The organism is Streptomyces sp. NPDC098101 (genome assembly GCF_044760185.1).
Classification (GTDB): Bacteria; Actinomycetota; Actinomycetes; order Streptomycetales; family Streptomycetaceae; genus Streptomyces.
The window spans coordinates 87,463-113,693 of record NZ_JBIWAS010000007.1 but is presented as its reverse complement, the minus strand read 5'-3'; the positions used below and the strand labels follow the sequence as shown (position 1 = coordinate 113,693).

24 protein-coding genes and 1 riboswitch are annotated in these 26,231 nt (G+C 73.3%); of the genes, 17 read left to right on the top strand and 7 right to left on the bottom strand.

What is annotated here, in order from left to right; genetic code table 11:
* Positions 1-34: 34 nt before the first annotated feature.
* Positions 35-2,575, top strand: a complete 2,541-nt coding sequence (locus ACIQVI_RS28070; protein WP_403600771.1) for a bifunctional serine/threonine protein kinase/MFS transporter — start codon at positions 35-37, stop codon at positions 2,573-2,575.
* 104 nt (positions 2,576-2,679) lie between these two features.
* A complete protein-coding gene (locus ACIQVI_RS28065; RefSeq protein WP_403600769.1) occupies positions 2,680-4,401 on the top strand; it encodes an FG-GAP repeat domain-containing protein in 1,722 nt (573 codons plus the stop codon).
* Positions 4,402-4,449: 48 nt separating this feature from the next.
* Here ACIQVI_RS28065 and ACIQVI_RS28060 read toward each other — a convergent pair whose 3' ends face one another.
* Entirely contained in the window at positions 4,450-4,656 is a 207-nt protein-coding gene (locus tag ACIQVI_RS28060; protein WP_403600766.1) for a DUF397 domain-containing protein, read from the bottom strand.
* Complete coding sequence (locus ACIQVI_RS28055; protein WP_403600763.1) at positions 4,638-5,480, bottom strand: helix-turn-helix domain-containing protein; 843 nt, start codon at positions 5,478-5,480, stop codon at positions 4,638-4,640. The genes ACIQVI_RS28060 and ACIQVI_RS28055 overlap by 19 nt, the downstream gene beginning before the upstream one ends.
* Positions 5,481-5,655: 175 nt before the next feature.
* Here ACIQVI_RS28055 and ACIQVI_RS28050 point away from each other — a divergent pair, with 175 nt between their 5' ends.
* From ACIQVI_RS28050 to ACIQVI_RS28040, 3 genes are all read left to right on the top strand, one after another.
* Positions 5,656-6,048 carry a hypothetical protein gene (locus tag ACIQVI_RS28050; RefSeq protein ID WP_351969633.1) on the top strand — a complete coding sequence of 131 codons (393 nt, stop codon included), beginning with the start codon at positions 5,656-5,658 and terminating at the stop codon, positions 6,046-6,048.
* 72 nt (positions 6,049-6,120) lie between these two features.
* On the top strand, positions 6,121-6,738 hold the full coding sequence (locus tag ACIQVI_RS28045; protein WP_403600759.1) for a hypothetical protein: 618 nt from the start codon (positions 6,121-6,123) through the stop codon (positions 6,736-6,738).
* Positions 6,739-6,926: 188 nt separating this feature from the next.
* Positions 6,927-8,666 (top strand): FG-GAP repeat domain-containing protein, encoded by a 1,740-nt coding sequence (locus tag ACIQVI_RS28040; RefSeq protein ID WP_403600756.1) that lies wholly within the window; start codon positions 6,927-6,929, stop codon positions 8,664-8,666.
* Between the two features lie 36 nt (positions 8,667-8,702).
* On the opposite strand, the gene ACIQVI_RS28035 is transcribed toward ACIQVI_RS28040, so the two are convergent.
* The 4 genes from ACIQVI_RS28035 to ACIQVI_RS28020 form a co-directional block, all read right to left on the bottom strand.
* Positions 8,703-9,092 (bottom strand): hypothetical protein, encoded by a 390-nt coding sequence (locus ACIQVI_RS28035; RefSeq protein ID WP_403600754.1) that lies wholly within the window; start codon positions 9,090-9,092, stop codon positions 8,703-8,705.
* Between the two features lie 143 nt (positions 9,093-9,235).
* On the bottom strand, positions 9,236-9,853 hold the full coding sequence (locus ACIQVI_RS28030; RefSeq protein ID WP_403600751.1) for a GNAT family N-acetyltransferase: 618 nt from the start codon (positions 9,851-9,853) through the stop codon (positions 9,236-9,238).
* 26 nt (positions 9,854-9,879) lie between these two features.
* Positions 9,880-10,461, bottom strand: a complete 582-nt coding sequence (locus tag ACIQVI_RS28025) for an HAAS signaling domain-containing protein (RefSeq protein ID WP_403600748.1) — start codon at positions 10,459-10,461, stop codon at positions 9,880-9,882.
* Positions 10,458-10,829, bottom strand: coding sequence for a PadR family transcriptional regulator (locus ACIQVI_RS28020; RefSeq protein WP_351969629.1), 372 nt, complete (start codon positions 10,827-10,829; stop codon positions 10,458-10,460). Before ACIQVI_RS28020 ends, ACIQVI_RS28025 begins: the two co-directional genes overlap by 4 nt.
* Positions 10,830-10,890: 61 nt before the next feature.
* On the opposite strand from ACIQVI_RS28020, the gene ACIQVI_RS28015 reads away from it, so the two are divergent.
* Positions 10,891-11,436: a GNAT family N-acetyltransferase gene (locus tag ACIQVI_RS28015; protein ID WP_403600745.1), complete on the top strand. Its 546-nt coding sequence runs from the start codon at positions 10,891-10,893 to the stop codon at positions 11,434-11,436.
* A gap of 76 nt (positions 11,437-11,512) precedes the next feature.
* Here the strand turns inward: ACIQVI_RS28015 and ACIQVI_RS28010 are convergent, their stop codons facing one another.
* Positions 11,513-13,834 (bottom strand): YfhO family protein, encoded by a 2,322-nt coding sequence (locus ACIQVI_RS28010; RefSeq protein ID WP_403600742.1) that lies wholly within the window; start codon positions 13,832-13,834, stop codon positions 11,513-11,515.
* A 125-nt stretch (positions 13,835-13,959) separates the two neighbouring features.
* Between ACIQVI_RS28010 and ACIQVI_RS28005 the strand changes: the two genes are divergently transcribed.
* From ACIQVI_RS28005 to ACIQVI_RS27955, 11 genes are all read left to right on the top strand, one after another.
* A complete protein-coding gene (locus tag ACIQVI_RS28005) occupies positions 13,960-14,955 on the top strand; it encodes a glycosyltransferase family 2 protein (RefSeq protein WP_403600739.1) in 996 nt (331 codons plus the stop codon).
* Between the two features lie 80 nt (positions 14,956-15,035).
* Positions 15,036-15,728, top strand: coding sequence for a SurA N-terminal domain-containing protein (locus tag ACIQVI_RS28000; RefSeq protein WP_403600736.1), 693 nt, complete (start codon positions 15,036-15,038; stop codon positions 15,726-15,728).
* A 19-nt stretch (positions 15,729-15,747) separates the two neighbouring features.
* Positions 15,748-16,707 (top strand): nucleoside triphosphate pyrophosphohydrolase, encoded by a 960-nt coding sequence (locus ACIQVI_RS27995; RefSeq protein ID WP_351969624.1) that lies wholly within the window; start codon positions 15,748-15,750, stop codon positions 16,705-16,707.
* A 208-nt stretch (positions 16,708-16,915) separates the two neighbouring features.
* Entirely contained in the window at positions 16,916-18,319 is a 1,404-nt protein-coding gene (locus tag ACIQVI_RS27990; protein ID WP_403600733.1) for a cytochrome P450, read from the top strand.
* Positions 18,320-18,479: 160 nt separating this feature from the next.
* The gene (locus tag ACIQVI_RS27985) at positions 18,480-19,520 is read left to right on the top strand and encodes a transglycosylase family protein (protein WP_403600731.1); all 1,041 of its coding nucleotides are present in this window, start codon (positions 18,480-18,482) and stop codon (positions 19,518-19,520) included.
* A 214-nt stretch (positions 19,521-19,734) separates the two neighbouring features.
* A riboswitch (cyclic di-AMP (ydaO/yuaA leader) is annotated at positions 19,735-19,952 on the top strand.
* A 3-nt stretch (positions 19,953-19,955) separates the two neighbouring features.
* Positions 19,956-20,681, top strand: coding sequence for a transglycosylase family protein (locus tag ACIQVI_RS27980; RefSeq protein WP_403600728.1), 726 nt, complete (start codon positions 19,956-19,958; stop codon positions 20,679-20,681).
* Positions 20,682-21,036: 355 nt separating this feature from the next.
* The gene (gene eno / locus ACIQVI_RS27975) at positions 21,037-22,323 is read left to right on the top strand and encodes a phosphopyruvate hydratase (RefSeq protein ID WP_351969620.1); all 1,287 of its coding nucleotides are present in this window, start codon (positions 21,037-21,039) and stop codon (positions 22,321-22,323) included.
* Between the two features lie 109 nt (positions 22,324-22,432).
* A complete protein-coding gene (locus tag ACIQVI_RS27970; RefSeq protein ID WP_351969619.1) occupies positions 22,433-22,903 on the top strand; it encodes a septum formation initiator family protein in 471 nt (156 codons plus the stop codon).
* 46 nt (positions 22,904-22,949) lie between these two features.
* Positions 22,950-23,489, top strand: coding sequence for a DUF501 domain-containing protein (locus tag ACIQVI_RS27965; protein ID WP_121831642.1), 540 nt, complete (start codon positions 22,950-22,952; stop codon positions 23,487-23,489).
* The gene (locus tag ACIQVI_RS27960) at positions 23,486-24,400 is read left to right on the top strand and encodes an exopolyphosphatase (protein ID WP_403600723.1); all 915 of its coding nucleotides are present in this window, start codon (positions 23,486-23,488) and stop codon (positions 24,398-24,400) included. The genes ACIQVI_RS27965 and ACIQVI_RS27960 overlap by 4 nt, the downstream gene beginning before the upstream one ends.
* 401 nt (positions 24,401-24,801) lie before the next feature.
* Positions 24,802-26,181 carry an NAD(P)/FAD-dependent oxidoreductase gene (locus ACIQVI_RS27955; protein WP_078968552.1) on the top strand — a complete coding sequence of 460 codons (1,380 nt, stop codon included), beginning with the start codon at positions 24,802-24,804 and terminating at the stop codon, positions 26,179-26,181.
* Positions 26,182-26,231 lie beyond the last annotated feature (50 nt).

The following is a 26,231-nucleotide window of genomic DNA, read 5'->3' as shown; positions in this document are numbered from 1 at the left end:
GGACCGCGTCGGCCCCCTCGGTTAGATTCCTGACGTGGACGCGCTGACTCCCGAAGACCCGACGCACATCGGCCCCTACCGCCTGATCGCCCGTCTGGGCGCGGGCGGCATGGGCCTGGTCTACCTCGGCCGTTCCGACGTCGGCCGCACGGTCGCGGTCAAGGTCGTGCAGCGCGAGTACGCCGCGCAGCCCGAGTTCCGCAGGCGTTTCGCCCGCGAGGTGGCGGCGGCCCGGCGCGTGGGCGGGAGCTGGACGGCGGACGTCCTCGACGCGGAGACGGGAGCGGGAACGGGGACGGACGGCGGGGGACCGGACGGGGGAGCGGGGACGGGCGCGGGCGCCGGGGTCGAAGTGCCCTGGGTGGCCACCCAGTACATCGCGGGACCCGACCTGACCACCGTCGTCGCCCGGGACTTCGGCCCGCTGCCCGAGCACTCGGTCCGCGTCCTCGCCAACCGTCTCGCCCGCGCCCTGGAGGCCGTCCACGAAGCGGGCCTGATCCACCGCGACCTGAAGCCGTCCAACGTCCTGGTGACGGTCGACGGGCCGCGCGTCATCGACTTCGGCATCGCCCGCGCCATGGACAGCCTGACCGGCGACAGCCTGCACACCCGCACCGGAATGCTGATCGGCTCGCCCGGCTTCATGTCGCCGGAACAGGTCAGGGGCCGCGAACTCACCCCCGCCAGCGACGTGTTCTGCCTCGGCGCCGTCCTCGTGTACGCGGCCACCGGGCGGCTCCTCTTCGGCGCCACCGACACCGGCCTGCACGCCCACCTCTTCCGGATCGCGGAGGAGGAGCCCGACCTGACGGGAGTGCCGGAGTCGCTCGTCGACCTCGTCCGCGCCTGCCTGGAGAAGGACCCGGCCGGGCGGCCCACCCCGGAGCAGATCGCCGCCCGCACCGACGGGGACGAGCGCGGGGTCTGGCTGCCGGGCGAGGTCCTGGCCCAGCTGGGACGGCACGCGGCCCAGCTCCTGGACTTCGTTCCCGTACCGCGCCCCGGGGACCCCGCCGCCGCGCCCGCCCCGCAGCCGGTCCCCTCCGGGGGGACGCCCGGCTCCGGCGCCCCGACCCCCGGCTCCGGCGCCCCGCCCCCGGGCTTCGGTCCCCCGACCCCCGGATACGGGCCCCCGCCCCCCGGCCAGGGGCCCTCGACGCCGGGGTACGGCCCAGCCCACGCCGCCGCGCCCACCACCCCGGCCCCCGGGCCCGTCCCTCCGGCCCCCGCCTACACCCCGACCGCCCCGGCGCACGGCGTCACCGCCCCGCCCGCGCTGCGGGGGCGGGGCCTGGCGGTGGTCGTCCTGGCGCAGCTGGCCGTGCTGTTCGGGGCGACGCCCCAGGGCTTCTCCCTCCACCACGGCGAAAGCTCGATCTACTACCTTTTCGTCCTCTCCTTCGGCGCGTTCCTGCTGCTCGGTGGGCACCTGGCCGACCGCGTGGGCCGCAGGAGGACGCTGACCGCCGGTCTCGCGGGACTGCTCGTGGCGGCCGGCACGCTCGTCGTCCTGCCCGGGGAGGCCGCCCCGGGGTGGACGATCGGGGTTCGTATCCTCCAGGGCGCTTCGGGCGCCCTGGTGACGGCGGCGGCGCTGGCCCTGGTGGCCACCGGTTTCCCCGAACCGAGGGCGCGGGCCAGGGCCTTCGGGGTCTATGCCACGGTCGGCGTCTGCGGGACTCTGCTGGCGTCCCTCCCGTCCGGATGGATGACCTGGGAGCTGGTCCTGAGCGTCGTCGCGCTCCTCGCCCTGGTCGCCCTGGCCGCAACGCGCGCCCTGCCGCACGACCGCCCGGAACCCACCGGCACCCGCTTCGACGCGCTCGGCGTCCTGCTCGGCACCCTCGGCCTCGCGGCCCTCCTCTGCGCCACCGTCGAGGCGTCGCTGGGCTGGAGCGAGGCCTCGGTCCTGATCTTCCTCCTGGGGGGCGCCGTCCTGCTCGCGGCCTTCCTGGGGTGGCAGAGGCGCACGGCGAGCCCGCTCCTCCCGCCGTACCTCCTCAAGAACCGCGACCGGCTCGGCGGTCTGCTCGCCCTGGGACTGACCGCTGCCGGAGCCCTCTCCCTGCTGCCGTCCCTGACCCACCGCCTCGTCCTGTCCTCCGGCTACACCGCCAGCCAGGTCGAACTGGCCGCGCTGCCGCTGCTCGCCGCGGTCGTCGTCGGCGCCACCCAGATCTCCCCCCGGCTGCTGAACCGGGGCGTGGCACCCCGCGTCCTCGTCGTGACGGGCCTGCTGGGCACGGCGGCCGGAGCGGCCCCGACCATCACCGGTCTCGGGAGCCGCGACGAGTACGCGGCCCTGCTCCCCTTCGTGATCCTGACGGGCCTGGCCCTCGGCACGGCCCTCACGCCGCTCTTCGCCGCCGCCGTCTCGTCCACCACGGCCTCCGCCGTCCTCCCCGGACACGCGGGCGCCCTCTCGGCCGCCGTCCTCGCGGTCCAGAGCGTGGGCGAAGGCCTCGGCGCGGCGGCGGTCGGCCATGGCAGCGGCCCGCCCTGGTGGGTGATCGGCTTCCTGGCCCTCGCGAGCCTGGTCGCCGCCCTGACGATCCGCCGTCCACGGCTCTGACGGCGGTCCGGCGAGCGGGCCGTCCGCGCCCCGCCGCGCGGCGGTGTCCGAGCCCCGTGCTACTTTCCGCGCGATTGTTCGATCAATCGTCAGTGGGGGATTTGTTGAGGAAACTTCTGGGAACCGGTGTCGTGGCCGTGCTGCTCGCCACCGGTGGCCTCGTGGGGGCGGGGGCGGCCGTGGCCGCCGGGGACCCGACGTACTACACCGAACCGGTCGAGGACAAGGTCCTCATGCCGGGCGAGGGCCGGGCCGAGCTGTCGCCGTCGGGTTCCGGCGGGCAGAACACCGGCCGGCCGGACGGCACGTTCGTCTACGCGCTGAGCAAGAAGCCCCTGAAGGACGCCACGTGGTCCGGCGGCGGCCTGCCCGCCGGCCTCAAGGTGGAGCGGGCGGACGGCTGCGCGCCGAAGCAGGGGATCGCCGGGGTCTACCTGTGCGACCTGAAGGACGTGGGCTTCCCCACGCCCGAGATCTCGGCGACGGGCTCCGCCGCGAACGGCACGACGGCCTACTACGGATTCGTCTACGTGCCGCGCGGCAAGAGCGTCGACGCGGGCATCAAGGAGGCGCAGACCGCCGCCTCCAAGGCGATCGGCGACCGCCGGTCGCACGCGACGGTCACGGTGCGGACCAAGGCGCACGTCGCGCAGAACACCATGACCCTGTCCACGCCGACGCTCCCGGCGGGCGGCACCGTGAAGCACACGGTGAAGCTGCACGCGGTGGACAAGGGCAAGCTGAGCATGAGCCTCTCCCCCGCGCCGGGCGAACGGCGCTGGGACGAGAACGAGCTGAAGGTGACCGTCGACGGCGTCACCGCGGCCGGAGCCGCCGGTGCCGAGTGCGACCACTCGTTCGGCGAGATCGGCTGGGGCGGCGAGATCCGCTGCGACGTCAAGGCCCCCGGCGACTACACGATCACCTACGGCCTGAAGGCGAACGCGAAGACGCCCGCCTGGCGGCTGCGCAACACCGCCGTCTACGAGGTGTACGGCTTCGGCACCGGAAACCCGGAGAAGGCCGCGGACTTCACGGTCTCCAGCCCGATCCCGGTGGTCCCGCGCCACCAGCTCATCGGCCGCACCCCCTCCGGCGACCTGTTCTTCTACCTCGGTACGGGCAAGGGCAAGCAGCCGCTGGGCTACAGCGACCTGGTCGGCGGGCCCTCCAGCTGGAACCAGTACTCGGCGCTCACCCGGCTCGCCCCGGTGACCGTCCAGAGCACCGGCCCCGGCGCCGTGGCGCGCGACAAGAGCGGCGTGCTGTGGTTCCTCCCCACCTCCGGCGACGGCAGCGTCTTCAAGGCCCGCAAGCGCGTCGGCGGCGGCTGGAACGCCTTCAACTCCCTGACCGGCGCGTCCGACCTGACCGGTGACAAGAAGGCGGACCTGCTCGCCCGGGACACGGCGGGCACGCTGTGGCTGTACCCGGGCACGGGCAGCACGACGGCCCCCTTCGGCACCCGCGTGCGGATCGGTGGCGGCTGGGGCGTCTACAACTCGCTCGCGGGCGGCACCGACCTGACGGGTGACGGAAGGCCGGACCTGGTGGCCCGCGACACGGCGGGCAAGCAGTGGCTGTACGCCGGTACGGGCACGGCGTCCCGGCCGTTCGCCGGCCGCGTCCAGGTCGGCCACGGCTGGCAGGCCTACAACTCCGTCGTGTCGCCGGGCGACCTCAGCTCGGACGGCAAGGCGGACCTGGTCGCCCGGGACGCCTCCGGCACGCTCTGGTACTACCAGGGCACGGGCGTCGCCTCCAAGCCGTTCGCGGCCCGCGCCCGGATCGGCGGCGGCTGGCAGCGGTACAACCTGCTGTTCTGACGCCCCTGACCGAGCGGCCTCCGCCCCTGCTGGGCGGGGGCCGTTCCGTCAGCCCCCGAGCGGCCCGCTCTTGACCCCGTCCACGAAGGACACCCAGGCGCTCGTCGCGAAGACGAGTGCGGGGGCGGTGGGGGTCTTGCTGTCGCGGACGGGGACGTGGGGGAGGTCGTCGGCGACCTCAAGGCAGTTGCCGCCGTCGGTGTTGCTGTAGGAGCTCTTGCGCCACGTGACGTTGTTCAGATCGACGGCTCGCATGATGCTTCCTCCAACGTCCGCATGATGAACTTCCGTGATTCAGCGGGGGAAAGAGCCAGATCACGGACCCGATCGTAGCGGAGCTGAAGTCTCTCGACGGAGGGCGCTTCCTCCACGAGATCGCCGGAAACGTCTGTCTCGACCCAGGCCACCGTGCGGCCGCCGCGCAAGCGCAGGAAGATCACGTCGGTGTTCATCAGGGCGTGCGGTCCCACCGAGTGCGGTACGACCTGGACGATGATGTTCCGCTGCTCGCTCATCGTCAGGAGGTACTCCAACTGCTCCAGCCAGTCGTCTCGGTCCGGCAGAGGTGTGCGGAGCACGGTCTCTGACAGGATCACGCGGAAGGCGGGAGCGCCCTCGTCGGACAGCAGCCCTCGCCGTCCTATGCGCGCCTCCACCTGGGTGACCAGCTCGTCGCCGTCCATGCCGCCCGCCGACAGCAGGGCTTCAGCACACGCCGGGGTCTGGAGGAGACCCGGAACGGCACCCACCGCGTAGTACCAGAGGCTCGTCGCCTCCGCTTCCAGCACCATGTACTGGCGGTACCGTTCCTTGAACTGGTTCGTGTCGTTCAGCGCCAGTTCCCACAGCGTCAGCAACAACCCCGGCGTCCCGTAGTACTGGTCCAGCGCCTGGACGACCTCCGGGCCGCCCAGCGTCTCCCCGTTCTCCATCTTCGAGAACAGGGACCAGTCCCAGCCCACGGCCTCGCCCAGCTTCCGCAGGGGAAGCTCCCGTTCGGCCCGCAGCAGCCGCAGTTCCTCCGCGAACCGCTTCCTCGGCTCCTGACTCCGGCCCGTGACCGCCCGTCTCGCCGGCATGGCGCGCCCTCCCCTTGTGGAAGATGTGGAACTACCCGCGCCACCTGGAGAAGTACCGCCCGACCGCGCTCCACGTTCCCTGGAACCGGGCCATCCTCGTCTCGTACCCGGAACACGCACGGTAGTCCACTCATGGCGCTCCGCGCAGGCGGTGGAGGAGAAGGAGACAGGGCGCATGGAGTCGCAGGGACCGGAGCGCGGGGCGCTCGTGTACGACCAAGTGGCGCGTGTGGTGGGGGAGTTCCGGGGGAAAGCCGGGCCGTACGCGATGCTGCGGCCCGTGGGCGGTGGCCGGGAGTGGCAGGCGGACCCCGCCGACCTGCGCCCGGCCACTCCTGCCGAGCGGCTGAGCGCGGGAGTACGTGCGGCCAACGACCGGGCCCGTACGGGGGCGGGGGCGCCGGTCCCGGTGCCGGACCTGAGCCGCCCGCCCCGGCCCGTACCGCACTGCGTGGCCTGCGCGCTGCTCGTACGGGAACGGCGGGAAGCCCGGGAGCGGTTCGACCGCAGCGCGGAGACCGACGCGAACGTCCTGATGCGCCGGCACCTGGACCGGGACCACCCCTGACCGCAACCTTTCGGACCCCGCGCGGGTCAGGGGTGGGAGACGTCACGAGGACCAGTCGGGGAGCGACCGCGCATGACCGAAGAGACCACAGTCCAGGGCCGGAAGGCCCGGTTCTCCCCGCGCGCGATGGTCCTGGCGGCCGGGTGCCTCGTCCTGGCCGGGGCGGTGGGCCGGTGGGCGGGCCAGGACGGCGGACTGCTCTGGGCGGCCCGGCTGTTCGACCACCCGCTGCTCTTCGGCGTCCTGGTGTCGGGCCTGCTCGCGGCGGCGCTGATCGTCACGGTGCGCCATCTCGTCGTCCGCGTCCTGACCGGGGTGGCCCTCGGGCTCGTCCTCCTGGCGGCCTTCCCCTTCTTCCTCTTCGGGGTCTTCGGAGCCGCCTCCGAGACCTCGGACACGGCGGCCCCCGGCCGCGACGACCGCAGCCTCGTGGTCGAGGAGGGGGCGGACATGATCGACCCGCTCTGGTGGGTCTACGTGGACGAGGGCCGGGGCCCGATGAAGCAGCGCTGGCGGGTGGGGCACTTCAACGGCGACGTCGCCGAGAACGCCCTCGTCGAAGCGGCCTGGGAGGGCCCCGACCGCGTCCGCCTGGTCACGGGGTTCGCCGAGGACGGCACCGAGCGGGTCCACCTGATCGACCTCGACCGGGAGACGGGCCGACCGCTCCGCACGGTGACACTGGGCTGACGCGCCGACCCGAACACCCCTGCCCAGTAAGTCGATTCGGCGGGAAGTCGGACGAGTAGGCTCTGCCCCACCGGGTGCCTCCTCACCTGCCTCGGCACGCCCACCGGTCACGGGGCGCCCCGTCTGTCGGGCACCGCCTGATGGGCCACCGCGATCACCGGCACGACCACACTTTTCGTGAAGGACGCATGAGACACATAACCCGCCGTACGGCCGTGCTCGGCGCGGCCACCGGACTCCTCACCGCGGCGACCCTCCTCGCCCCGCACTCCGCGACCGCCGCCGACGAGCTGCGGCTGTCGGGGTACGACGTGGTGGCGGCGCCGGGCGCGATGCCGCGCTTCTACCCGATCGTCGAATCCGGCACGACCTTCCCGGGAAAGGTCGTCGTCGCGGTCGGTACGCGGCCGATGACCGACCCGACGGATGCGGGCGCGGGTCTTCCGAAGGGTTACCGCTCCAGCGCCGGCCACTGCACGCAGCCCGCCGGGTACACCGGTGTCTTCGTCTGCGAGGGGGCTCCGTACCAGGTGCCCGACGTCCACATCCCCGCCACCGCCACCGACACCACCCTGTACTGGGGCTTCGCCTACGTGCCGGCCGGCGGTGACCTCGCCGCGGCCGTGAAGGAGGCCCGCAACGCGGGCTCACTCCCGGCGGACGGGCGGCACGGCACCGGCAAGGTCACCGTCAAGTCCCGCGCGCACGCCCTCCTGAACACGGTCGGCTTCGACCTCCCGGCCGTCCCGGACGGCGGCACGGTCCGCCAGCGGCTCCGCGTCCACGCCAACGACGCCGGGAGGCTGACCCTCCGCTTCTCCCGCGCGGAGAACCAGCTCACCCGTGACACGCCGCCCCTCCGCATCGGCCGTGTCACCACCGGCTCCGGCGCCACCTGCGAGATCCGCTACGCGACCCTGCCCGACGACCTTCCCAACGTCGCCTGTGCGCTCGAACCCGGAGACCACGTCATCGGGTACGAGCTGACCGCCGGCCCGGGACAGTACGCCCAGAAGCTCCAGGCCCACACCCGTTACGACATCTACGACCAGGGCGTCTGGGACGAGTCCGACGTCAAGCAGACCAGCGCTCCCTTCCCCGTCCAAGGCCGTGCGGTCCGGCCGTGGCACGGTCTGCACGCCCGCGACACCACCGGCAGGCTGTGGGAGTACGACGGCACCCGCAACACCGCCGCTCCCTTCTCCCCGCGCGGCGAAACGGGATCGGGCTGGCAGACCTACAACACGATCAGCTCCCTCTCCCCTTACGCGCAGGGGCCCTTCTCGTGGGACGCCGTCCGGCCGTCCGCCGCCACCCGGGGCCTGGGGGACCTCGTCGCCCGTGACGCGACCGGCACCCTCTGGTACTACGACCGCCAGACCGGTCGCAGCAATACGCACGCACCCCGCGTCCGCGTCGGCTCCGGCTGGAACGTCTACGACCGGGTCACCGGGGCCGGAGACCTCGACGGCGACAGGCTCGTGGACCTCGTGGCCCGTGACAAGTCCGGCGTCCTGTGGTTCTACGGGGGCACCGGCAGGCTCACCGACGGCAGCCGCTTCAAGGCACGCGTGCGCGTGGGCGGGGGCTGGCAGGGGTACGACCGGCTGGCCGGCGGCGCGGACCTGAGCGGCGACGGGCGGGCGGACCTGCTGGCCCGCGACACGTCCGGGGGGCTGTGGCTGTACAAGGGCACGGGCAAGGCCTCCGCCCCGTACGCGGCCCGCGTCCGGATCGGCGGTGGCTGGCAGGGGTACGACCAGCTCGTCGTGACCGGGGACCTCACCGACGACGGGCGTGCCGACGCCGTCGCCCGCGACAGGACCGGGACCCTGTGGCTGTACACGGGTACCGGCAAGGCCACCGCGCCCTTCACCGCCCGCACCCGCGTCGGCTCCGGATGGAACACCTACAACCTGCTCTTCTAGGGCTTTCCCGGAATGGGCACGGGGCCAGGGGGGCGTTCAGCGCCGGGCGTTGGGGCTGTACACCCCCTTGGGGAGGAACGTGGACGTGGGGATCTTGTTCCGCTCGCAGCTGGCGAACAGCGTCTCCGCACCGCCCCTGCCCGCCGGGGCGACGACGTCCCTGGCCCCCAGGTACGGGACGTGGACGTACCCGCCGCGCTCCTGTGCTCCGGTGACGGGGACGCCGTGGAACGTGTAGGTCCTGCCGTCGGAGGCGATGTCGTCCTTCGCGTCGGAGGGCTCCGCCCGGATCGAGGTGTTCGGTCCGACGAACTGGTTCCCTCCTTGCCATTCGTAGAACGAGGCGCGGATCTCCCCGAGCAGGATCTCCGACTCGGTGGCGTCGTCCGGCTCGGCGGAGGACTTGCCGGGTTCTCGCGTACGCACGGGGAACGGGCCTCTCCGGGGGCGTTCCTGGGTGTCGCGGCCGGGGCGGCGCGGTGGAGGGCGGTTCGCGCGCACTCGGCGGGCCGTTCGGGCGGCTCCGCACCCCCGGCCGAAGGGGGTGCGGACCGTGCGCTCCCGGAGGCTCAGGCGTCCTGCGCCGCCCGGGGCTCGCGCCGCATCGCCCACAGGACCGGGCCGCCGCCCGGCAGCCGGAACTCGTCGCGGACGACGAAGCCGAAGTGCTCGTACACCGGCAGGTTGTCCGGCTTGGAGGACTCCAGGTACACCGGCAGGCCCGCCGCGTCGGCCTTGGCGAGGCCCGAGCGGAGGAGGGCGGAGCCGTGGCCCCGCCCCCGGGCGGCGGGGTCGGCGCCGATGACGGCCAGGTACCAGTGGGGTTCGGCCGGGCCGTGTCCGGCGGCGGCCGTGACCGCGTCGCGGAAGGCCCCGGCCCGGTCGCCCAGGATCTCCTGGAGCTCCCGGATCGTCTCCGCGTCGGGGACGGCCTTCTCCGCGCCCTCGGGCGACACCCAGAAGGCCGCCGCCGCGTCGGTGCGCTCGCACACGCCGTGGAGGCCGTACTGCCGGGTGAAGAGGGTGGTGAAGTACCGGCCGAGGCCCGCCTCGCGGGTGGCGTCGTCCGGGAAGAACCAGCGCATCATCGGGTCGTCGCCGAAGGCGGAGGCCAGCGTGCGGCCGATGACCGGAGCGTCGTCGATCACGGCCGTCTTCGGTGTGTTCGTCAGGGGCATACGGGTCATTCTGCACCCGTGTTGATCTTGGTCCGTCAGCGGGTCTCCGCACGGCGGGCGGCGCGGATCAGGCGGACCGCCGCCGTGACGGGAAGGGCGACCCCGGCCACGAGGAGGGCGAGCAGCTCGAACACGCCGATGCGTCCCGCCCCGCCGAGCACGAAGGTGAAGAGGAGCGCGACGGGCGTCAGGGAGACGAGGACGGTCGCGAAGACCTTGGTGCCCCGGTCCCACGCGTCGGACGTCCACAGCATGACGAGGCCCGCGATCAGGACGGCCAGGCCGAGGAGGGGGTGGGCGTATCCGGCGACGCCGGTGGCGCCGAGCGCGACGGCCGTGTGGGTCGTACGGCTCTTGGCCGTGCCCTCGGGCCGGGGCGCGGCGACGGCGGCCCCGGGCTCCTCCGCGCGGGCGGCGGCGACGATCGCGGCCGGGCTGCCGAGCCGTTCGAGGGCGGCGCGGACCGTCTCCGGGTCCCGCTCCTCGCCGACGGCGACGTCGAGGTGCTCGCGCAGGTCCGCGACGAGCTCCTCGCGGCGCCCGGCCGGCAGGAAGGACGCCTCCCGCTCGACCGTGGCCAGGTAGTCGGTCACGAGGGGGTGTGCGGTGCGGGTCATGCGGAACCTCCGGGAGTCGCGGTCAGGAAGTGGTCGACGCCGGCGCGGAAGCGCGGCCAGTCCTCGGTGAACTCGGCGAGCGCGGCCCGGCCGGACGAGGTGAGCGTGTAGTAGCGGCGGGCGGGCCCGGTGGCCGACTCGCGCAGCTCGGTGTCGACGAGACCGTCGCGGCGGAGCCGGGACAGCAGGGGGTAGATCGTGCCCTGGCTGGTGGTCATGACGCTGACGGCGGCCAGCTCGTCGAGGATCTCGACGCCGTAGCGGGGGCCGCCCCGGAGGAGCGCCAGGACGCAGTACTCCAGGACGCCCTTGCGCAGCTGTACGGCGACCTTGCCGGCCGCCTCTGATCTTGCTTCGCCAGGAACCATGTTATGCAAGATACTCCGGGGGAGGGGGTTCGATCAACGGTCCGCGTGCGACGATCCCCCGATGAGCGAACCGACCCCGGGACCCGGCACCGTACGGACCGCACGACTCGACCTCGTCCCGCTCGCCGTCGCGCACGCCGGGGAGATGGCGGAGGTCCTGGCCGACCCCGCCCTGCACGCCTTCATCGGGGGCGCCCCGCTGACCCCGCCCGAACTCCGGGCGCGCTACGAGCGGTTGACCGCCGGATCGCCCGACCCGGCCGCGACCTGGCACAACTGGGTCGTACGGCTCCGCGCCGAGGACCGGCTCACCGGCACCGTGCAGGCGACCGTCACCGACGGCGGCCGGACCGCCGAGGTCGCCTGGGTCGTCGGCACGGCCTGGCAGGGGCGGGGCATCGCCCGCGAGGCCGCCGGGGGCCTGGTCGGACTGCTCGCGGCCCGGGGCGTGCGGACCGTCGTCGCCCACGTCCACCCCGACCACGCGGCCTCCGCCGCCGTCGCCCGCGCGGCCGGCCTCGCCCCCACCGACCGGGTCGAGGACGGCGAGGTCCGCTGGGAACTGCGGACGGCCCGCCCGGGCGTGCCCCGGCCGGATGTGCCCTGATCCGATGTGCCCTGATCCGATGCGCCCTGACCGGACGTGACCTGACCCGACGAGCCCCGTCCCGACGCCCCCCGGCTCACCCCGTCGATGCCCTCCGGCGCCGCAGGAAGGGCCCGGGGCCGACCCGGAGCAGCAGCACCAGCCCCGCAGCCGCCCCCGCCGCGAGCCCGGCCCGCAGGCCCGGCGGGCGGAAGGAGCAGGCGAGTTCCGTGCGGTCGGGGCCGAGGGGGACCGCCAGGAGGCCGCCGTACGCGGTCGGTCCGGCGTCCTCGCAGTGCCAGCCCGCGAGGCGCGGGGCCGCCACGACCGCCGTGCCGCCGCCCGGCGGGAGGGCGGCCCGTACGCCGGACGGGGTGACCTCCACCGAGGTCGCCGCGCGGGCGCGCAGGGCCGTGACCGCCGCGCGCAGGCGCTCGTGGTCCAGGCAGCCGAGCGCGCCGGAGCCCGGAAGGGGACCCGGGAGCGACGGCCGCAGGCCGGGGGTCCGCTGGAAGCCGAGGGACACCATCGCCGCCTGCCGCTTCGGCCTGCCGCCCAGGAGCCGGACCTCCCGCTCGCCCAGGCGGGCCGGGCCCGTGGCGTCCGGGGCCCAGAGGAAGACCTCCGTACCGACCCGGCACGCGCCCGCGTGCGGAGCCTCGTACACCCGGGAGCCGAGCAGGAGTTCCTGGTTGCGGAAGGGCGAGCGGCCGTAGACCGGGGGCGGGCCCGGCGGCCGTACCGTCACCAGCGGCAGGCGCGTGTCCGTACGGACCACCCCACCGTCCCGCCAGCGCGCCCCCACCCCGAACAGCGCGTCCGTCACCGGGTTGTCGAGGCCGAGCAGGTTCCGGCCCCGCGAGGTCCAGCCGCCGCCCAGCGCGTCGAGCGTGGCCGTGAGGACCGCCGGGGTGTGGCTGCTGTAGTACGCGGCGCCCTGCCCGCCCAGGAGCAGCGGGTCGTTGCCCGCGACCCGGGGCAGGCCCGGGTCCGTGCGGTACGCGGGCCAGCCGTCCGCCGCCGCCAGGGCCGCCGCCCGCCGCTCCTGCTCCGCGCCCAGCGGCGGGTAGTCGTCGAGCCGCACGAGCCGCTCCCGGTCCGCGTACGCCGTCGTCGCCGACGCCTGCCCGAGCAGCGTGCCCGTCACGAGGAGCGCGGCGAGCACGCCGTACCGGCCCCGGCGGGGGAGGAGGAGCGCCGCCGCCACGGCCGCGAGGCCCGCGCCCGCGAGGAGGAGCGCCCAGGGGGTGAGGACCGGGCTCGGCAGCGCCGCGAGCGCCAGGGCCAGGACGACCGCCGCGCCGCCCGCCACCGCCCGGCGGTCCGGACGGCCGTGCGCCAGGGCCGTCCACGCGGTCAGGACCAGGACCCCGGAGAGGACGAACGTCTGCCGGTACGGGCTGCCGTTCGGCGTCGCGAAGGCGTGCCAGAGCAGGTGCGTCGGGCCCCACTGCATCGACGCCGCCACCGCCGCGCACAGACCCGGCCACAGCCACCGCTCCCGGCCCGGCGCGCCCCGGTGGAACGCCAGCGCCCCCGCGAGCAGCGGCACCGCCGTGCAGACGAAGGCCGCCGGGGTCGCGAAGCCGTACGTCACCGGCAGCAGCCGGGCGAGGAAGTCCGTCCCGGTCACCGGGGCGAACTCCCGCACCAGGCCCGGGTGGGCGTGCCGGGACCCGAGGAGGACCGGGAGGAGGACGGGGGCCGCGAGGCCCACCCCGATCCCGGTCGTCACCGCCGCCCGCGCGAGCGTCCGCGCCCGGAAGGAGTCCGTCGTGGCCAGCCGGACCAGGAGGACCAGGGCCGCGCCCAGCGTCGCCATGTACGCCGTGTAGAAGTTCGCGACCCAGCAGACCGCCACCACCAGCGGACCGAGCAGCGGCCGCCGCCCCTCCCGCACCCACTCGCCCACCAGGCAGAGCAGCGGGAAGGCGATCAGGCCGTCCAGCCACATCGGGTTGTACGCGCCCTCCGCCAGCGACCAGCCGCACAGCGCGTACGCGGCGCCGAGCACCGCCGCCCACCACCACGCCCCGGGACCGAGGCGGCGCAGCAGGAACGCCATCGCCGCCGCCGCGACCGCCGTCTTGAGGACCGTGACCGCGTACACCGCGTACTCGACGTCCGCGCGCGGGAAGAGCGCCACCAGCGGGGCGAACGGGCTCGACAGGTACGTGCCGTAGTCGGGCAGGAAGGACGTCCCCCAGCCCGCCCGCCAGTCCAGGAGGAGCCCGCCGTCCGCCCGGCCCCGCAGCAGGTCCCACAGGTGCGCGTGGAACGGCACGAACTGGTTGGCGAGGTCGTTGACGGCCCGGTGGCGCGGCCCGAAGGGGAAGACCCGGGCGACGGCGTCCCCGCCGCAGACGGCGACGGCGGAGAGGAGGGCGGCCAGCAGGCAGGCGCGACTGTTCTTCGGCATGACGGGTCGAATATGCCAGCGAAAACGGGGAAGGCCAGGGCCCGGAAGGGCCGTTCACGCGATGGTCTCCTGGAGGCCATCCGTCCGGACCGGGCGGGTCACCGCGCTCCGTTGTCGTGGTCCGCGTGCTGCTCTCGATCGTCGTGCCGTGCTTCAACGAGGAAGACGTCCTCGCCCGCTTCCACGACCGCGTGACCGATGAACTCGACCGCCTCGACGGCGCGTTCGAGCTCGTCTACGTGGACGACGGGAGCCGGGACGGGACCCTCCCGCTCCTGCGGGAGCTCGCCGCGCGCGACCCGCGCCGGGTCCGCTACCTCTCCTTCAGCCGGAACTTCGGCAAGGAGGCCGCGATGCTCGCCGGGCTCCGGAACGCCTCCGGCGACGCCGTCGTGATCATGGACGCCGACCTCCAGCACCCTCCCGAGCTGGTCCACCGCATGGCCGCGCTGCACGCCGAGGGGTACGACCAGGTCGTGGCCCGCCGCACCCGCGACGGCGACCGGGTCACCCGCACCCTCACCGCCCGCCTCTACTACCGGGCGATCAACCGGCTCGTGGACGTCGAACTGGTCGACGGCGTCGGGGACTTCCGGCTGCTGTCCCGCCGGACCGTCGACGCCGTCCTCGACCTCGGCGAGTACAACCGCTTCTCCAAGGGCCTCTTCGCCTGGGTCGGCTTCCGCACCACGACCTTCTCCTACGAGAACGCCGTCCGCGAGCAGGGCCGCTCCAAGTGGTCCTTCGGCAAGCTCCTCAACTACGGCCTCGACGGTCTGCTCTCCTTCAACAACAAGCCGCTGCGCGCCGCCGTCCACCTCGGCCTCCTGCTGCTCGTCGTCGCCCTCGGTTACGCGGCCTGGATCGTCGGCGACGCCCTGGCCAACGGCGTCGACACCCCCGGCTACGTCACCCTCCTCGTCGCCGTCACCGCCCTCGCCGGCGTCCAGATGGTCATGGTCGGGCTCATCGGGGAGTACGTCGGCCGCATCTACTACGAGGTGAAGCGCCGGCCCCACTACCTGCTGAAGGAGACCGGGGGCGAAGGAGGGGAACGGGCGGGGCGGGCCGACACCCGGGTGACGGGTGAGTCGTTGTGGGAAACAGTCGCTCCGAAGTAGTGGCTCCGGCCCCGGCGACTCCCTACCATCGATCACCGCAAGGTCGTTCAACTGACGCACGACCAGCCCGGGAGGCTCCTTTGCACCGCCGCACGCTCCGCCGTACGCAGCCCCGCACACAGCCCCGCACGCACCGCCGCACGGCGCTCGCCGTCTCCGCCGCGCTCCTCGCCGCGGCCCCGCTGCTCACCGCCTGCGGCAACGACGCCCACCCGGGGGCCGCGGCCGTCGTCGGCGGCGAGCGCATCGACGTCGCCAGCCTCCAGGCGCAGGTGAAGGACGTCCGGGACGCGCAGGCGGCCTCCCCGGAGTCCGCGCAGCTCGTCGCGGCCACCGGCGATCTCAGCCGCCGCAAGCTCAACAGCATGATCTTCGACCGGGTCGTCGAGAAGGTCGCCCGCGACAACGGCGTCACCGCCAGCCGCGCCGAGCTCCAGCAGACCCGCACCGCCTTCGTCCGCCAGAGCGGCGGCGAGGACCGGCTCGCCGCCGCCCTCCTCCAGGAGCAGGGCGTGGCCCCCGGCCAGATCGACGGCGTCGTCCGCCGCAACGTCCTCCTCAACAAGATCGCCGCCGAGGTGGGCGCCGACGACAGCCCCGAGGGCCAGAAGAAGCTGACGGACGTCTTCACCGCCGCCTCCAAGGACCTCGCCATCGACGTGAACCCGCGCTTCGGCGCCTGGGACGACGCCCAGATCCGGCTGGCCGCCGCCAGTACGCCCTGGCTGCGGCAGATCAGCAAGGCCCCGGAGGCCGTCGGGCCCGGTGCCTGAGGCCGGGTAGGTTCGGGGGGTGACTTCCGAAAGCCCCGGCCGCATCGTCCTGCTCACCGCCAGCCACCGCGTGGCCCCCGGACTCCTGTCCTGGCCCGCGTGGCAGGCGCTGCACGCCGCCGACCGGGTGCTCTGCCCCGACGGGCACCACCCCCAACTGCCGTACCTGCGGGAGGCGGGCGTCGCCGTCGAGCACGCCCTGCCCACCGCCGAGGAGCTGGTCGAGGCCTGCGCCGGGGGCCGCACGGTCCTGCTGCTGCCCTCCGGCGAGGGCGACCGGCGCCTGACCGACGGCCTCGCCCGGCTCGCCGGCTCCGGCCGGGTCGCGATGCCCGAGCTCGAACTGCTGCCGGGCTCGTACGACCTGCCCGGCGCCCGCCTCCTCGACCTCGTCCAGGTCATGGACCGGGTCCGGCGCGAGTGCCCCTGGACCTCGGCGCAGACCCACGAGGGGCTCGTGAAGTACGCCATCGAGGAGGCGTACGAGCTGGTGGAGGCGATCGAGGACGGGGACAGGACCGCGCTCCGGGAGGAGCTGGGCGACGTCCTCCTCCAGGTCGTCTTCCACGCCCGGATCGCCGAGGAGGACCCGGAGGAGCCGTTCTCCGTGGACGACGTGGCCGGGGCCCTCGTGGAGAAGCTGATCCACCGCCACCCGCACGTCTTCGGGGACGCGACCGCCGAGACCCCCGAGGAGGTCCACGCCCACTGGCAGCGGACCAAGGCGGTCGAGAAGCGGCGGGAGTCCGTCACCGACGGCGTGCCGCTCGGCCAGCCCGGCCTCGCGCTCGCCGCGAAGCTCGCGGGCCGGGTCCGCTCGGCCGGCCTCGACGTGCCCGTCCCGGCGGACGGGGGCGTCGGCTACGAACTCCTGGCCCTCGCGGCCCGCGCGGAGGCGGCGGGCGTCGACCCTGAGACGGCGCTGCGGGCGGCGGCCCGGACGTACCGGGACGCGATCAGGGCGGCGGAGGGGCTGTGAGGCCGTAGCGCCGTACAGCCGTAGCCCCTCCCCGTACAGAGGGGAGGGCCGCCGGGTCCGGTGGGGGCGCGGGCCGTACGGCACGGGCCGCCGGAGTGCGAGGGGGCGCGGGCCGTCCCGCTACGGGGCCGCCGGGGCGCGAGGGGGCGTGCGGGCCGTCCCGTACGGGGCCGCCGGGGCGCGCGGGGGTGCGCTGTACGGTCGGGGGGTGAGTGACAGCACCGCCCCGGACCCCGCGCCGCACCCCGCACCGACCTCCTGCCCGGCCTCCGGGACGGCCCCGGCCTCCGGGACGGCCCCGGCTCCCGGCAGGGCCCCCGCTCCCGGCGCGACCCCCGCCCCCGTCCCGGCCCCCGCGCCCGCGCTCTTCACCTGGGAGTTCGCCACCGACCCGTACCCCGCCTACGCCTGGCTGCGGGAGCACGCGCCCGTGCACCGGACGACGCTGCCCAGCGGGGTCGAGGCCTGGCTCGTGACGCGGTACGCGGACGCCCGGCAGGCCCTCGCGGACCAGCGGCTGTCGAAGAACCCGGCGCACCACGACGAGTCCCCGCACGCCAAGGGCAAGACGGGCATTCCGGGCGAGCGCAAGGCCGAGCTGATGACCCACCTGCTCAACATCGACCCGCCCGACCACACCCGGCTCCGGCGGCTCGTGTCGAAGGCCTTCACCCCGCGCCGGGTCGCCGAGTTCGCCCCGCGCGTCCAGGAGTTGACCGACCGGCTCATCGACGCGTTCGTGGAGAAGGGGAGCGCGGACCTCATCCACGAGTTCGCCTTCCCGCTCCCCATCTACGCCATCTGCGAACTGCTCGGGGTGCCCGAGGAGGACCAGGACGACTTCCGGGACTGGGCCGGGATGATGATCCGGCACGGCGGAGGCCCGCGCGGCGGCGTCGCCCGGTCGGTGAAGAAGATGCGCGGCTACCTCGCGGAGCTGATCCACCGCAAGCGCGAAGACCCGGGGGACGACCTGATCTCGGGGCTCATCCGCGCCTCCGACCACGGCGAGCACCTCACCGAGAACGAGGCCGCCGCCATGGCCTTCATCCTCCTCTTCGCGGGGTTCGAGACCACCGTGAACCTCATCGGGAACGGTCTGTACGCGCTGCTCCGCGATCCCGTGCAGAGGGGACTCCTCCAGGACTCCCTCGCCGCCGGGGAGACCGGCCTCCTGGAGACCGGGATCGAGGAGCTGCTGCGGTACGACGGGCCCGTGGAGATGGCGACCTGGCGGTACGCGACGCGGGCGCTGACCATCGGCGGGCAGGAGATCCCGGCGGGCGACCCGGTGCTCGTGGTGCTCGCCGCCGCCGACCGCGACCCGGAGCGCTTCGACGGGCCCGACGTGCTCGACCTCGCCCGGCGCGACAACCAGCACCTCGGCTACGGCCACGGCATCCACTACTGCCTCGGCGCGCCCCTCGCGCGCCTCGAAGGACAGACGGCGCTCGCGACCCTCCTGACCCGCCTGCCGGACCTGCGACTCGCCGCCGATCCGGCCGAACTCCGGTGGCGCGGCGGGCTCATCATGCGCGGTTTGCGCACGCTTCCGGTGGAGTTCTCCCCTTCCGTACCCCTCTCGCACACTGACGGACCGTCAGAAATGTGATCTTCATGTGATCGAGTGGCCATCGACTTGTGACGGACGTTCGAATGCCGCTACGTTTCGCCGCAGTCTCAGCCGTCACGCGAAAGGCGTACCTATGCGTTCCGGGAACGGACGACACCGTCGCCCCCGTCAGGCCCCCGCCATCGTCGTCGCCGCGGGCGTGACCGGATCCGCCATGGCGCTGCCCCTGCTCGCCACCGGATCCGCGTCCGCCGCCGACGCCGCCACGTGGGACCGCGTCGCCGAGTGCGAGTCCGGCGGTCAGTGGAGCGCCAACTTCGGAAACGGGATGTACGGAGGCCTCCAGCTCACCCAGGGCGACTGGGAGCGGCACGGCGGCCTGTCGTACGCGCCCAGCCCCGACCTGGCCAGCCGCGCCCAGCAGATCGCGGTGGCCGAGAGGGCCCTCGCCAAGGGCAGCGACGCCTGGGCCACCTGCGCGCCGATCGCCGGTCTGACGAACGACGGGAAGCCCACCGGGGTGGACCCGGGTCCGGCCACCGCTCCGGCGCCCTCCGTGGCGCCCGTCCCCGAGTCGAGCTGGAACTCCGGCTCGCCGGCCGCCTCCCCGACCGCGCCGTCCACCGGGACGCCGAAGGCCTCCGTCCCGACGACCGCTCCCGCCGCGCCGTCCGCGCCGGCCGGATCGACGGCTCCCGCCACCCCGGCGGACCCGACCGCGCCGACCGCCCCCGCCACGCCGTCCGCGCCCTCCGGGTCGACGGGGGCGACGGACCCGGCGGACCCGACGCTCCCGGCCGATCCGTCCGACCCGACGGCCCCGGTCGCCCCCGACGGCTCCGTGACGCCCGGCGTCCCGGGCGACGAGGGCACGCCGTCCGCGCCCGGCACAGGCAAGCACCGGGGCGACGCCGCCCCGGAGGAAACCGACAAGCCGGACAGCTCCACCGAATCCGGTAGACATGCCTCGGGCAAGGACAAGCTTGCCGAAGAGCCCGTCTCGGCCCCAATTGCTGACGAAGCGAAGAATTCGGACGCAACGGACAGTCAGGGCTCTTCGGGTGAATACACCGTGCGTCCGGGTGACAGCCTTTCGGACATCGCCCAGGCGAACGAACTGCCCGGAGGGTGGACCGCCCTCTACGACGCCAACAAGCGGACCGTGGGCACCGATCCGGACCTCATCCTCCCTGGTCAGAACCTCGACCTGACGAAGGGTTCGGTCTCGGCGGAGGGGTAGTTCGCGGGCTTATGTCCGGTTCCGGGTGAGTGAGACATGGGTCTCTTTGCCCCAACTGGCCCACAGCGCCCGCAAACTCCGCTTCCGTCACTCCTCACCTGCGCAAACAGTCCCCTCCGAAGGGCAAGAAGAGGCGAAATTCGTCGTATGAGCCTCTTTGAACTTCGGAGGGTTCTGTGTCTACGGTCATCACCGCTCGCCACCGCGGGCCCCGTCGACCGAAACGCCGAATCCTGCCGTCGGCCGATGGGAACAGTCGTCGCGCAAGCGCCGTAGGCAGGAGCGGGGGACCCAAGGTAAGTGCCGGCCCCGGCCGTCGAGACAGACGGCCGACGACCGGCTTGGGGTGAAGCCGCGTGCTAGGACACGCGGCCGGGCAACTCTTCGGCCCGAACCCGACAGCTCACCTCGCAGGCGTCGGTGAGGAGAATTCCCATGCTGTTTTCCGTCAAGGGCAAACACCGCCGTCCCTCCAAGGCCACCCAGCTCGCCGCGCTCGTCGGCGTCACCGGCATCGCCGTCGCCGCCCCGCTGATGACCGCGGGCACCGCCTCGGCCGCCACGTCCTCCGAGTGGGACCGCGTCGCCCAGTGCGAGTCCGGCGGCAACTGGTCCATCAACACCGGCAACGGCTACTACGGCGGCCTGCAGTTCTCGGCCTCCACCTGGGCCGCGTACGGCGGCACCGCCTACGCCTCCACCGCCGACCAGGCGTCGAAGTCCCAGCAGATCGCCATCGCCGAGAAGGTCCTCGCGGGCCAGGGCAAGGGCGCCTGGCCGAGCTGCGGCGTGGGCCTCTCCGGCGCCTCGTACGACGGCGGCGCCGCCGAGAGCGCTCCGCAGCAGGAGCAGCCGAAGCAGCAGCAGCCGAAGCAGGAGCGGAAGGCCGAGCAGCCGACCACCCGCAGCGAGCAGCGCCAGGCCCCGAAGAAGGAGCGGCAGGCCGCCCCCGAGGCCGCCAAGAAGACCGTCACCACCCCGACCGGCAAGACGGTCAAGAAGGGCGACGGCGAGTACAAGGTCGTGGCCGGCGACACCCTCAGCAAGATCGCCGACGCCCAGGGCGTCAAGGGCGGCTGGGCCGAGCTCTTCGAGCTCAACAAGGACGTCGTCGAGAACGCCGACCTGATCTACCCGGGCCAGCAGCTCCACCTGAAGTGAGCCCGGCGGGTCGCGTGAGTCCGGCGGCTCACGCGCCCCCGACGACCCTCCCGCGGTGACCACCCCGGTCCGGCGCGCCCTTCCCCCGTGCGCGCCGGACCGGGGTTCCCCTTATTGAGGGGCCGTACAGAGGGGGCCGCGACCGCCTCAGGAGCCCGCCCGTGCCCCACTTGATGGTTACCGCCCAGTAGATCTGGGGTCCTTCGTCCCCTTGTGCGTGCCCTTGGGTCCTTTTTCGTCCCAGGGGGCGGGCGCCCGGCCGGTCGGAGCCTCCGGGGCGGTTAGGCTCTTGTCGCAAGGCCGAGCGACCCAGCACAGGCCCTGCGTCACATCCAGCGTCACATCCCAGAAGGAGATGCTCGTGCCGTCCATCGACGTCGTCGTAGCCCGGGAAATCCTGGACTCCCGAGGCAACCCCACGGTCGAGGTCGAGGTCGGCCTCGACGACGGCAGCACCGGCCGTGCTGCCGTTCCGTCCGGCGCCTCCACCGGTGCGTTCGAGGCCCTGGAGCTTCGCGACGGTGACCCGAACCGTTACCAGGGCAAGGGCGTCGAGAAGGCCGTCCTCGCCGTCATCGAGCAGATCGGCCCGGAGCTCGTCGGCTACGACGCCACCGAGCAGCGCCTGATCGACCAGGCCATGTTCGACCTGGACGCCACCCCGGACAAGTCCTCGCTCGGCGCCAACGCCATCCTCGGCGTCTCCCTCGCCGTCGCGCACGCCGCCTCCGAGGCCAGCGACCTCCCGCTCTTCCGCTACCTGGGCGGCCCGAACGCGCACCTGCTGCCCGTTCCGATGATGAACATCCTCAACGGTGGGTCGCACGCCGACTCCAACGTCGACATCCAGGAGTTCATGATCGCCCCGATCGGCGCGGAGTCCTTCTCCGAGGCCCTCCGCTGGGGCACCGAGGTCTACCACACCCTCAAGTCCGTCCTGAAGACCAAGGGCCTCTCCACCGGCCTCGGCGACGAGGGCGGCTTCGCCCCGAACCTCGGCTCCAACCGCGAGGCGCTCGACCTCATCCTCGAGGCGATCAAGCAGGCCGGCTACGTGCCCGGCAAGGACATCGCGCTCGCGCTCGACGTCGCCGCCTCCGAGTTCTACAAGGACGGCACGTACGAGTTCGAGGGCAAGGCCCGCTCGGCCGCCGAGATGACCGAGTACTACGAGGAGCTCGTCGCCGCGTACCCGCTGGTCTCCATCGAGGACCCGCTGTTCGAGGACGACTGGGCCGGCTGGAACGTCATCACCGAGAAGCTCGGCGAGAAGGTCCAGCTCGTCGGCGACGACCTGTTCGTCACCAACCCGGAGCGCCTGGCCCGGGGCATCGAGGAGAAGTCCGCGAACGCCCTGCTGGTCAAGGTCAACCAGATCGGCTCGCTGACCGAGACCCTCGACGCCGTCGAGCTGGCCCAGCGCAGCGGCTTCAAGTGCATGATGTCCCACCGCTCCGGCGAGACCGAGGACGTCACCATCGCCGACCTGGCCGTCGCCACCAACTGCGGCCAGATCAAGACCGGCGCCCCGGCCCGCTCCGAGCGCGTCGCCAAGTACAACCAGCTGCTGCGCATCGAGGAGATCCTCGACGACGCCGCGGTGTACGCCGGCCGCAGCGCCTTCCCGCGGTTCAAGGGCTGACGCTTGTTTGAAGGGCCGCGCCCTTCCGCAGAGCAGCTTCCGTACGTCCCCGTACTCGGTCCCGTACCGTGTGCGGGGACGTCCGCGTGAACAGGGGAGGCGACACGACATGGCCGTGAAGGACCGGGACCGGTTCTCGACCGCGACCCGGATCAGGCTGCTCGGCGAGCAGACCGCCGCCCGTGTCTACCGCTCCCAGACCCGCCGTCAGGCCCGCCGCTCCCGGCTCACCGGCCGCGCGGCCTTCCTCGCCCTCGTCGTCTGCTCCCTGGTCGTGGCCCTCGCCTATCCCATGCGCAGCTACGTCTCCCAGCAGGGCGAGATCGCCGAGCAGGAGCGCCGGGCCGCCGAGGCCGCCCGGCGGGTGCAGGAGCTGAGGGACGAGAAGGCCCGCCTCCAGGACCCGGCCTACGTCCGCCGCCTCGCCCGCGAGCACCTGCACTACCTGCTTCCCGGCGAGACCGGCTTCACCGTGAACGACCCCGGCGCGGAGCAGCGGCCCCGCGCCGACCAGGGAGCGGCGGACCGCCCCTGGTACGACAACCTCTGGGACGGCGTGGACAACGCCGACCGCCGCTGACCTCCCGTACGACCGACGACCGACGACCTAGGCACCCAAGGCAGACATGCAAACGCCCCCTCCGCAGACCGAACGCACCGAGCCCACCGAGGCGGACGTCGCCGCCTTCGAGCTCCAGCTCGGCCGGCCGCCCCGCGGCCTGCGCGCCATCGCGCACCGCTGCCCCTGCGGGCAGCCGGACGTCGTCGAGACGGCGCCCCGGCTCCCCGACGGCACGCCCTTCCCCACCACGTACTACCTGACCTGCCCCCGGGCGGCCTCGGCCATCGGCACCCTGGAGGCCAACGGGGTCATGAAGGAGATGCAGGCCCGGCTCGCCACCGACCCGGAGCTCGCCGACGCCTACCGGGCCGCGCACGAGGACTACCTCGCCCGCCGCGACGCCATCGAGGTCCTGGAGGGCTTCCCGAGCGCCGGCGGGATGCCGGACCGGGTCAAGTGCCTGCACGTCCTCGTCGGCCACTCCCTGGTCGCGGGCCCCGGCGTGAACCCGTTCGGCGACGAGGCCCTCGCGATGCTGCCGGAGTGGTGGGCCAAGGGCGCCTGCGTCACCCCGTGTGCCGACGAGAAGGAGGCCTCGGAGTGACCCGGGTCGCCGGAATCGACTGCGGTACGAACTCCATCCGCCTCCTCGTCGCCGACGTGCACCCGGAGACGGGCGAGCTGGTCGAGCTGGACCGGCGGATGACCATCGTCCGGCTCGGCCAGGGCGTCGACCGGACGGGCCGGCTCGCCCCCGAGGCCCTGGAGCGGACCTTCGCCGCCTGCCGCGAGTACGCCGCCGTGATCCGGGAGCTGGGCGCCGAGCGGATCCGCTTCGTCGCCACCTCGGCCTCCCGCGACGCCGAGAACCGCGACGACTTCGTGCGCGGGGTCGTGGAGATCCTCGGCGTCGAGCCCGAGGTCATCACCGGCGACCAGGAGGCCGCGTTCTCCTTCGCCGGCGCCACCGGCGAGCTGCCCGGCACGGAGACGTACCTGGTCGTGGACATCGGCGGCGGCTCCACCGAGTTCGTCACCGGCACCGACCGCGTCCAGGCCGCCCGCTCGGTCGACATCGGCTGCGTCCGGCTCACCGAGCGGCACGTCCGCCACGACCCGCCGACCGCCGAGGAGGCCGAGGCGATCCGCGCCGACGTCCGGGCCGCGCTCGACCTGGCCGCCGGGGCCGTGCCGATCGACACGGCCGACGTCCTCGTCGGACTCGCCGGCTCCGTGACCACCGTCGCCGCCATCGCCCTCGGCCTCCCGGAGTACGACTCCGAGAAGGTCCACCACTCCCGGATCTCCGCCGAGCAGGTCGACGAGGTCACCGACCGGCTCCTCGCCTCCACCCACGACGAGCGGGCCGCGATCCCCGTGATCCACCCCGGGCGGGTCGACGTGATCGTCGCCGGGGCGCTCGTCCTGAGGGAGATCGTCGAGCGCGTCGGGGCCCGCGAGGTGGTCGTCAGCGAGCACGACATCCTCGACGGGATCGCCCTGTCCGTCGCGTAGACCTCGATGGGAAGGCTCTATGCGTCGCATAGAGGGGCGCTATCGAGCCTTCCCGCGAGGTTCCGCCGGGAAAGTTCGTGAAGTTCTTCACAAGGAAAAGGGCCCCGAGGGAGTCCGCAGGGGGTCATTGGGCCCTCCGGGGGGTGCCCCGGGGCCCTTTCGCAGGTGCGGAGGCCGATCCGCCCGGTGTTTCCATCGCGTGAACGGGGCCTCCGGTTCAGGGTTAACGGAGGCTCTCCGGTCCAGTTCACGGGGGGTGAACAACGTTCGCCACTGCATCCCGGTTCCTTTGCAGGAACATGACCTGGATCACGTGGGCGGCGGAGTGTAGCAGAGGTGTCCACCAACCTTGTGAAGGGGCGCACGAACGCACCCCCCGGACGGGGTGGATACTCGATGGCATGAGCACCACGGAGCGTCCCAGGATCCTCGTAGTAGGCGGCGGGTACGTAGGCCTGTACGCAGCTCGGCGCATCCTCAAGAAGATGCGCTACGCGGAGGCGACCGTCACGGTCGTCGACCCGCGGTCGTACATGACCTACCAGCCCTTCCTCCCCGAAGCCGCCGCCGGCAGCATCTCGCCGCGCCACGTCGTCGTCCCGCTGCGACGCGTCGTCCGCGGAGCCGAGGTGCTCACCGGCCGGGTCACCACCATCGACCAGGACCGCAAGGTCGCCACGATCGCGCCGCTCGTCGGCGAGGCGTACGACCTGCCCTTCGACTACCTCGTCATCGCGATGGGCGCGGTCTCCCGGACCTTCCCGATCCCCGGCCTCGCCGAGCAGGGCATCGGCATGAAGGGCATCGAGGAGGCCATCGGCCTGCGCAACCACGTCCTCGAGCAGCTCGACAAGGCCGACTCGACCACCGACGAGGAGGTCCGCCGCAAGGCGCTGACCTTCGTCTTCGTGGGCGGCGGCTTCGCCGGCGCGGAGACCATCGGCGAGGTCGAGGACCTGGCCCGCGACGCCGCGAAGTACTACCAGAACGTGTCGCGCGAGGACATGCGCTTCGTCCTGGTCGACGCGGCCGACAAGATCCTTCCCGAGGTCGGCCCCAAGCTCGGCCAGTACGGCAAGGAGCACCTGGAGAGCCGCGGGATCGAGATCTACCTCGAGACCTCCATGGACTCCTGCGTCGACGGCCACGTCGTGCTGAAGAACGGCCTGGAGGTCGACTCCAACACGATCGTGTGGACCGCCGGCGTCAAGCCGAACCCGGCGCTCTCCCGCTTCGGTCTGCCGCTCGGCCCCCGCGGCCACGTGGACTGCAACGAGAAGCTCCAGATCAACGGCCTCGACTACGCCTGGGCCGCGGGCGACAACGCCCAGGTCCCGGACATGGTCGGCCGCCGCGCGGGCAACCCGAACGCCTGGTGCCCGCCGAACGCCCAGCACGCCCTGCGCCAGGCCAAGGTCCTCGGCGACAACGTGGTGGCCGGGATGCGCGGCTTCCCGCAGAAGGAGTACAGCCACGCCAACAAGGGCGCGGTGGCCGGACTCGGTCTGCACAAGGGCGTCGCCATGATCGTCATGGGCAAGGTGAAGATCAAGCTCAAGGGCCGTCTCGCCTGGTACATGCACCGCGGCTACCACGGCATGGCGATGCCGACCTGGAACCGCAAGATCCGCGTCTTCGCCGACTGGACCCTGGCGATGTTCCTCAAGCGCGAGGTCGTCTCCCTCGGCGCCATCGAGTCGCCGCGCGAGGAGTTCTACGAGGCCGCCAAGCCCGCCCCCGCCCCGGCCGCCCCGGTGCAGGAGAAGGCCAAGGCCTCCTGACGCTCCGGCAGCAGTAGGCAGTACCCCTGCGAAGGGCCGCCCGCCATCCG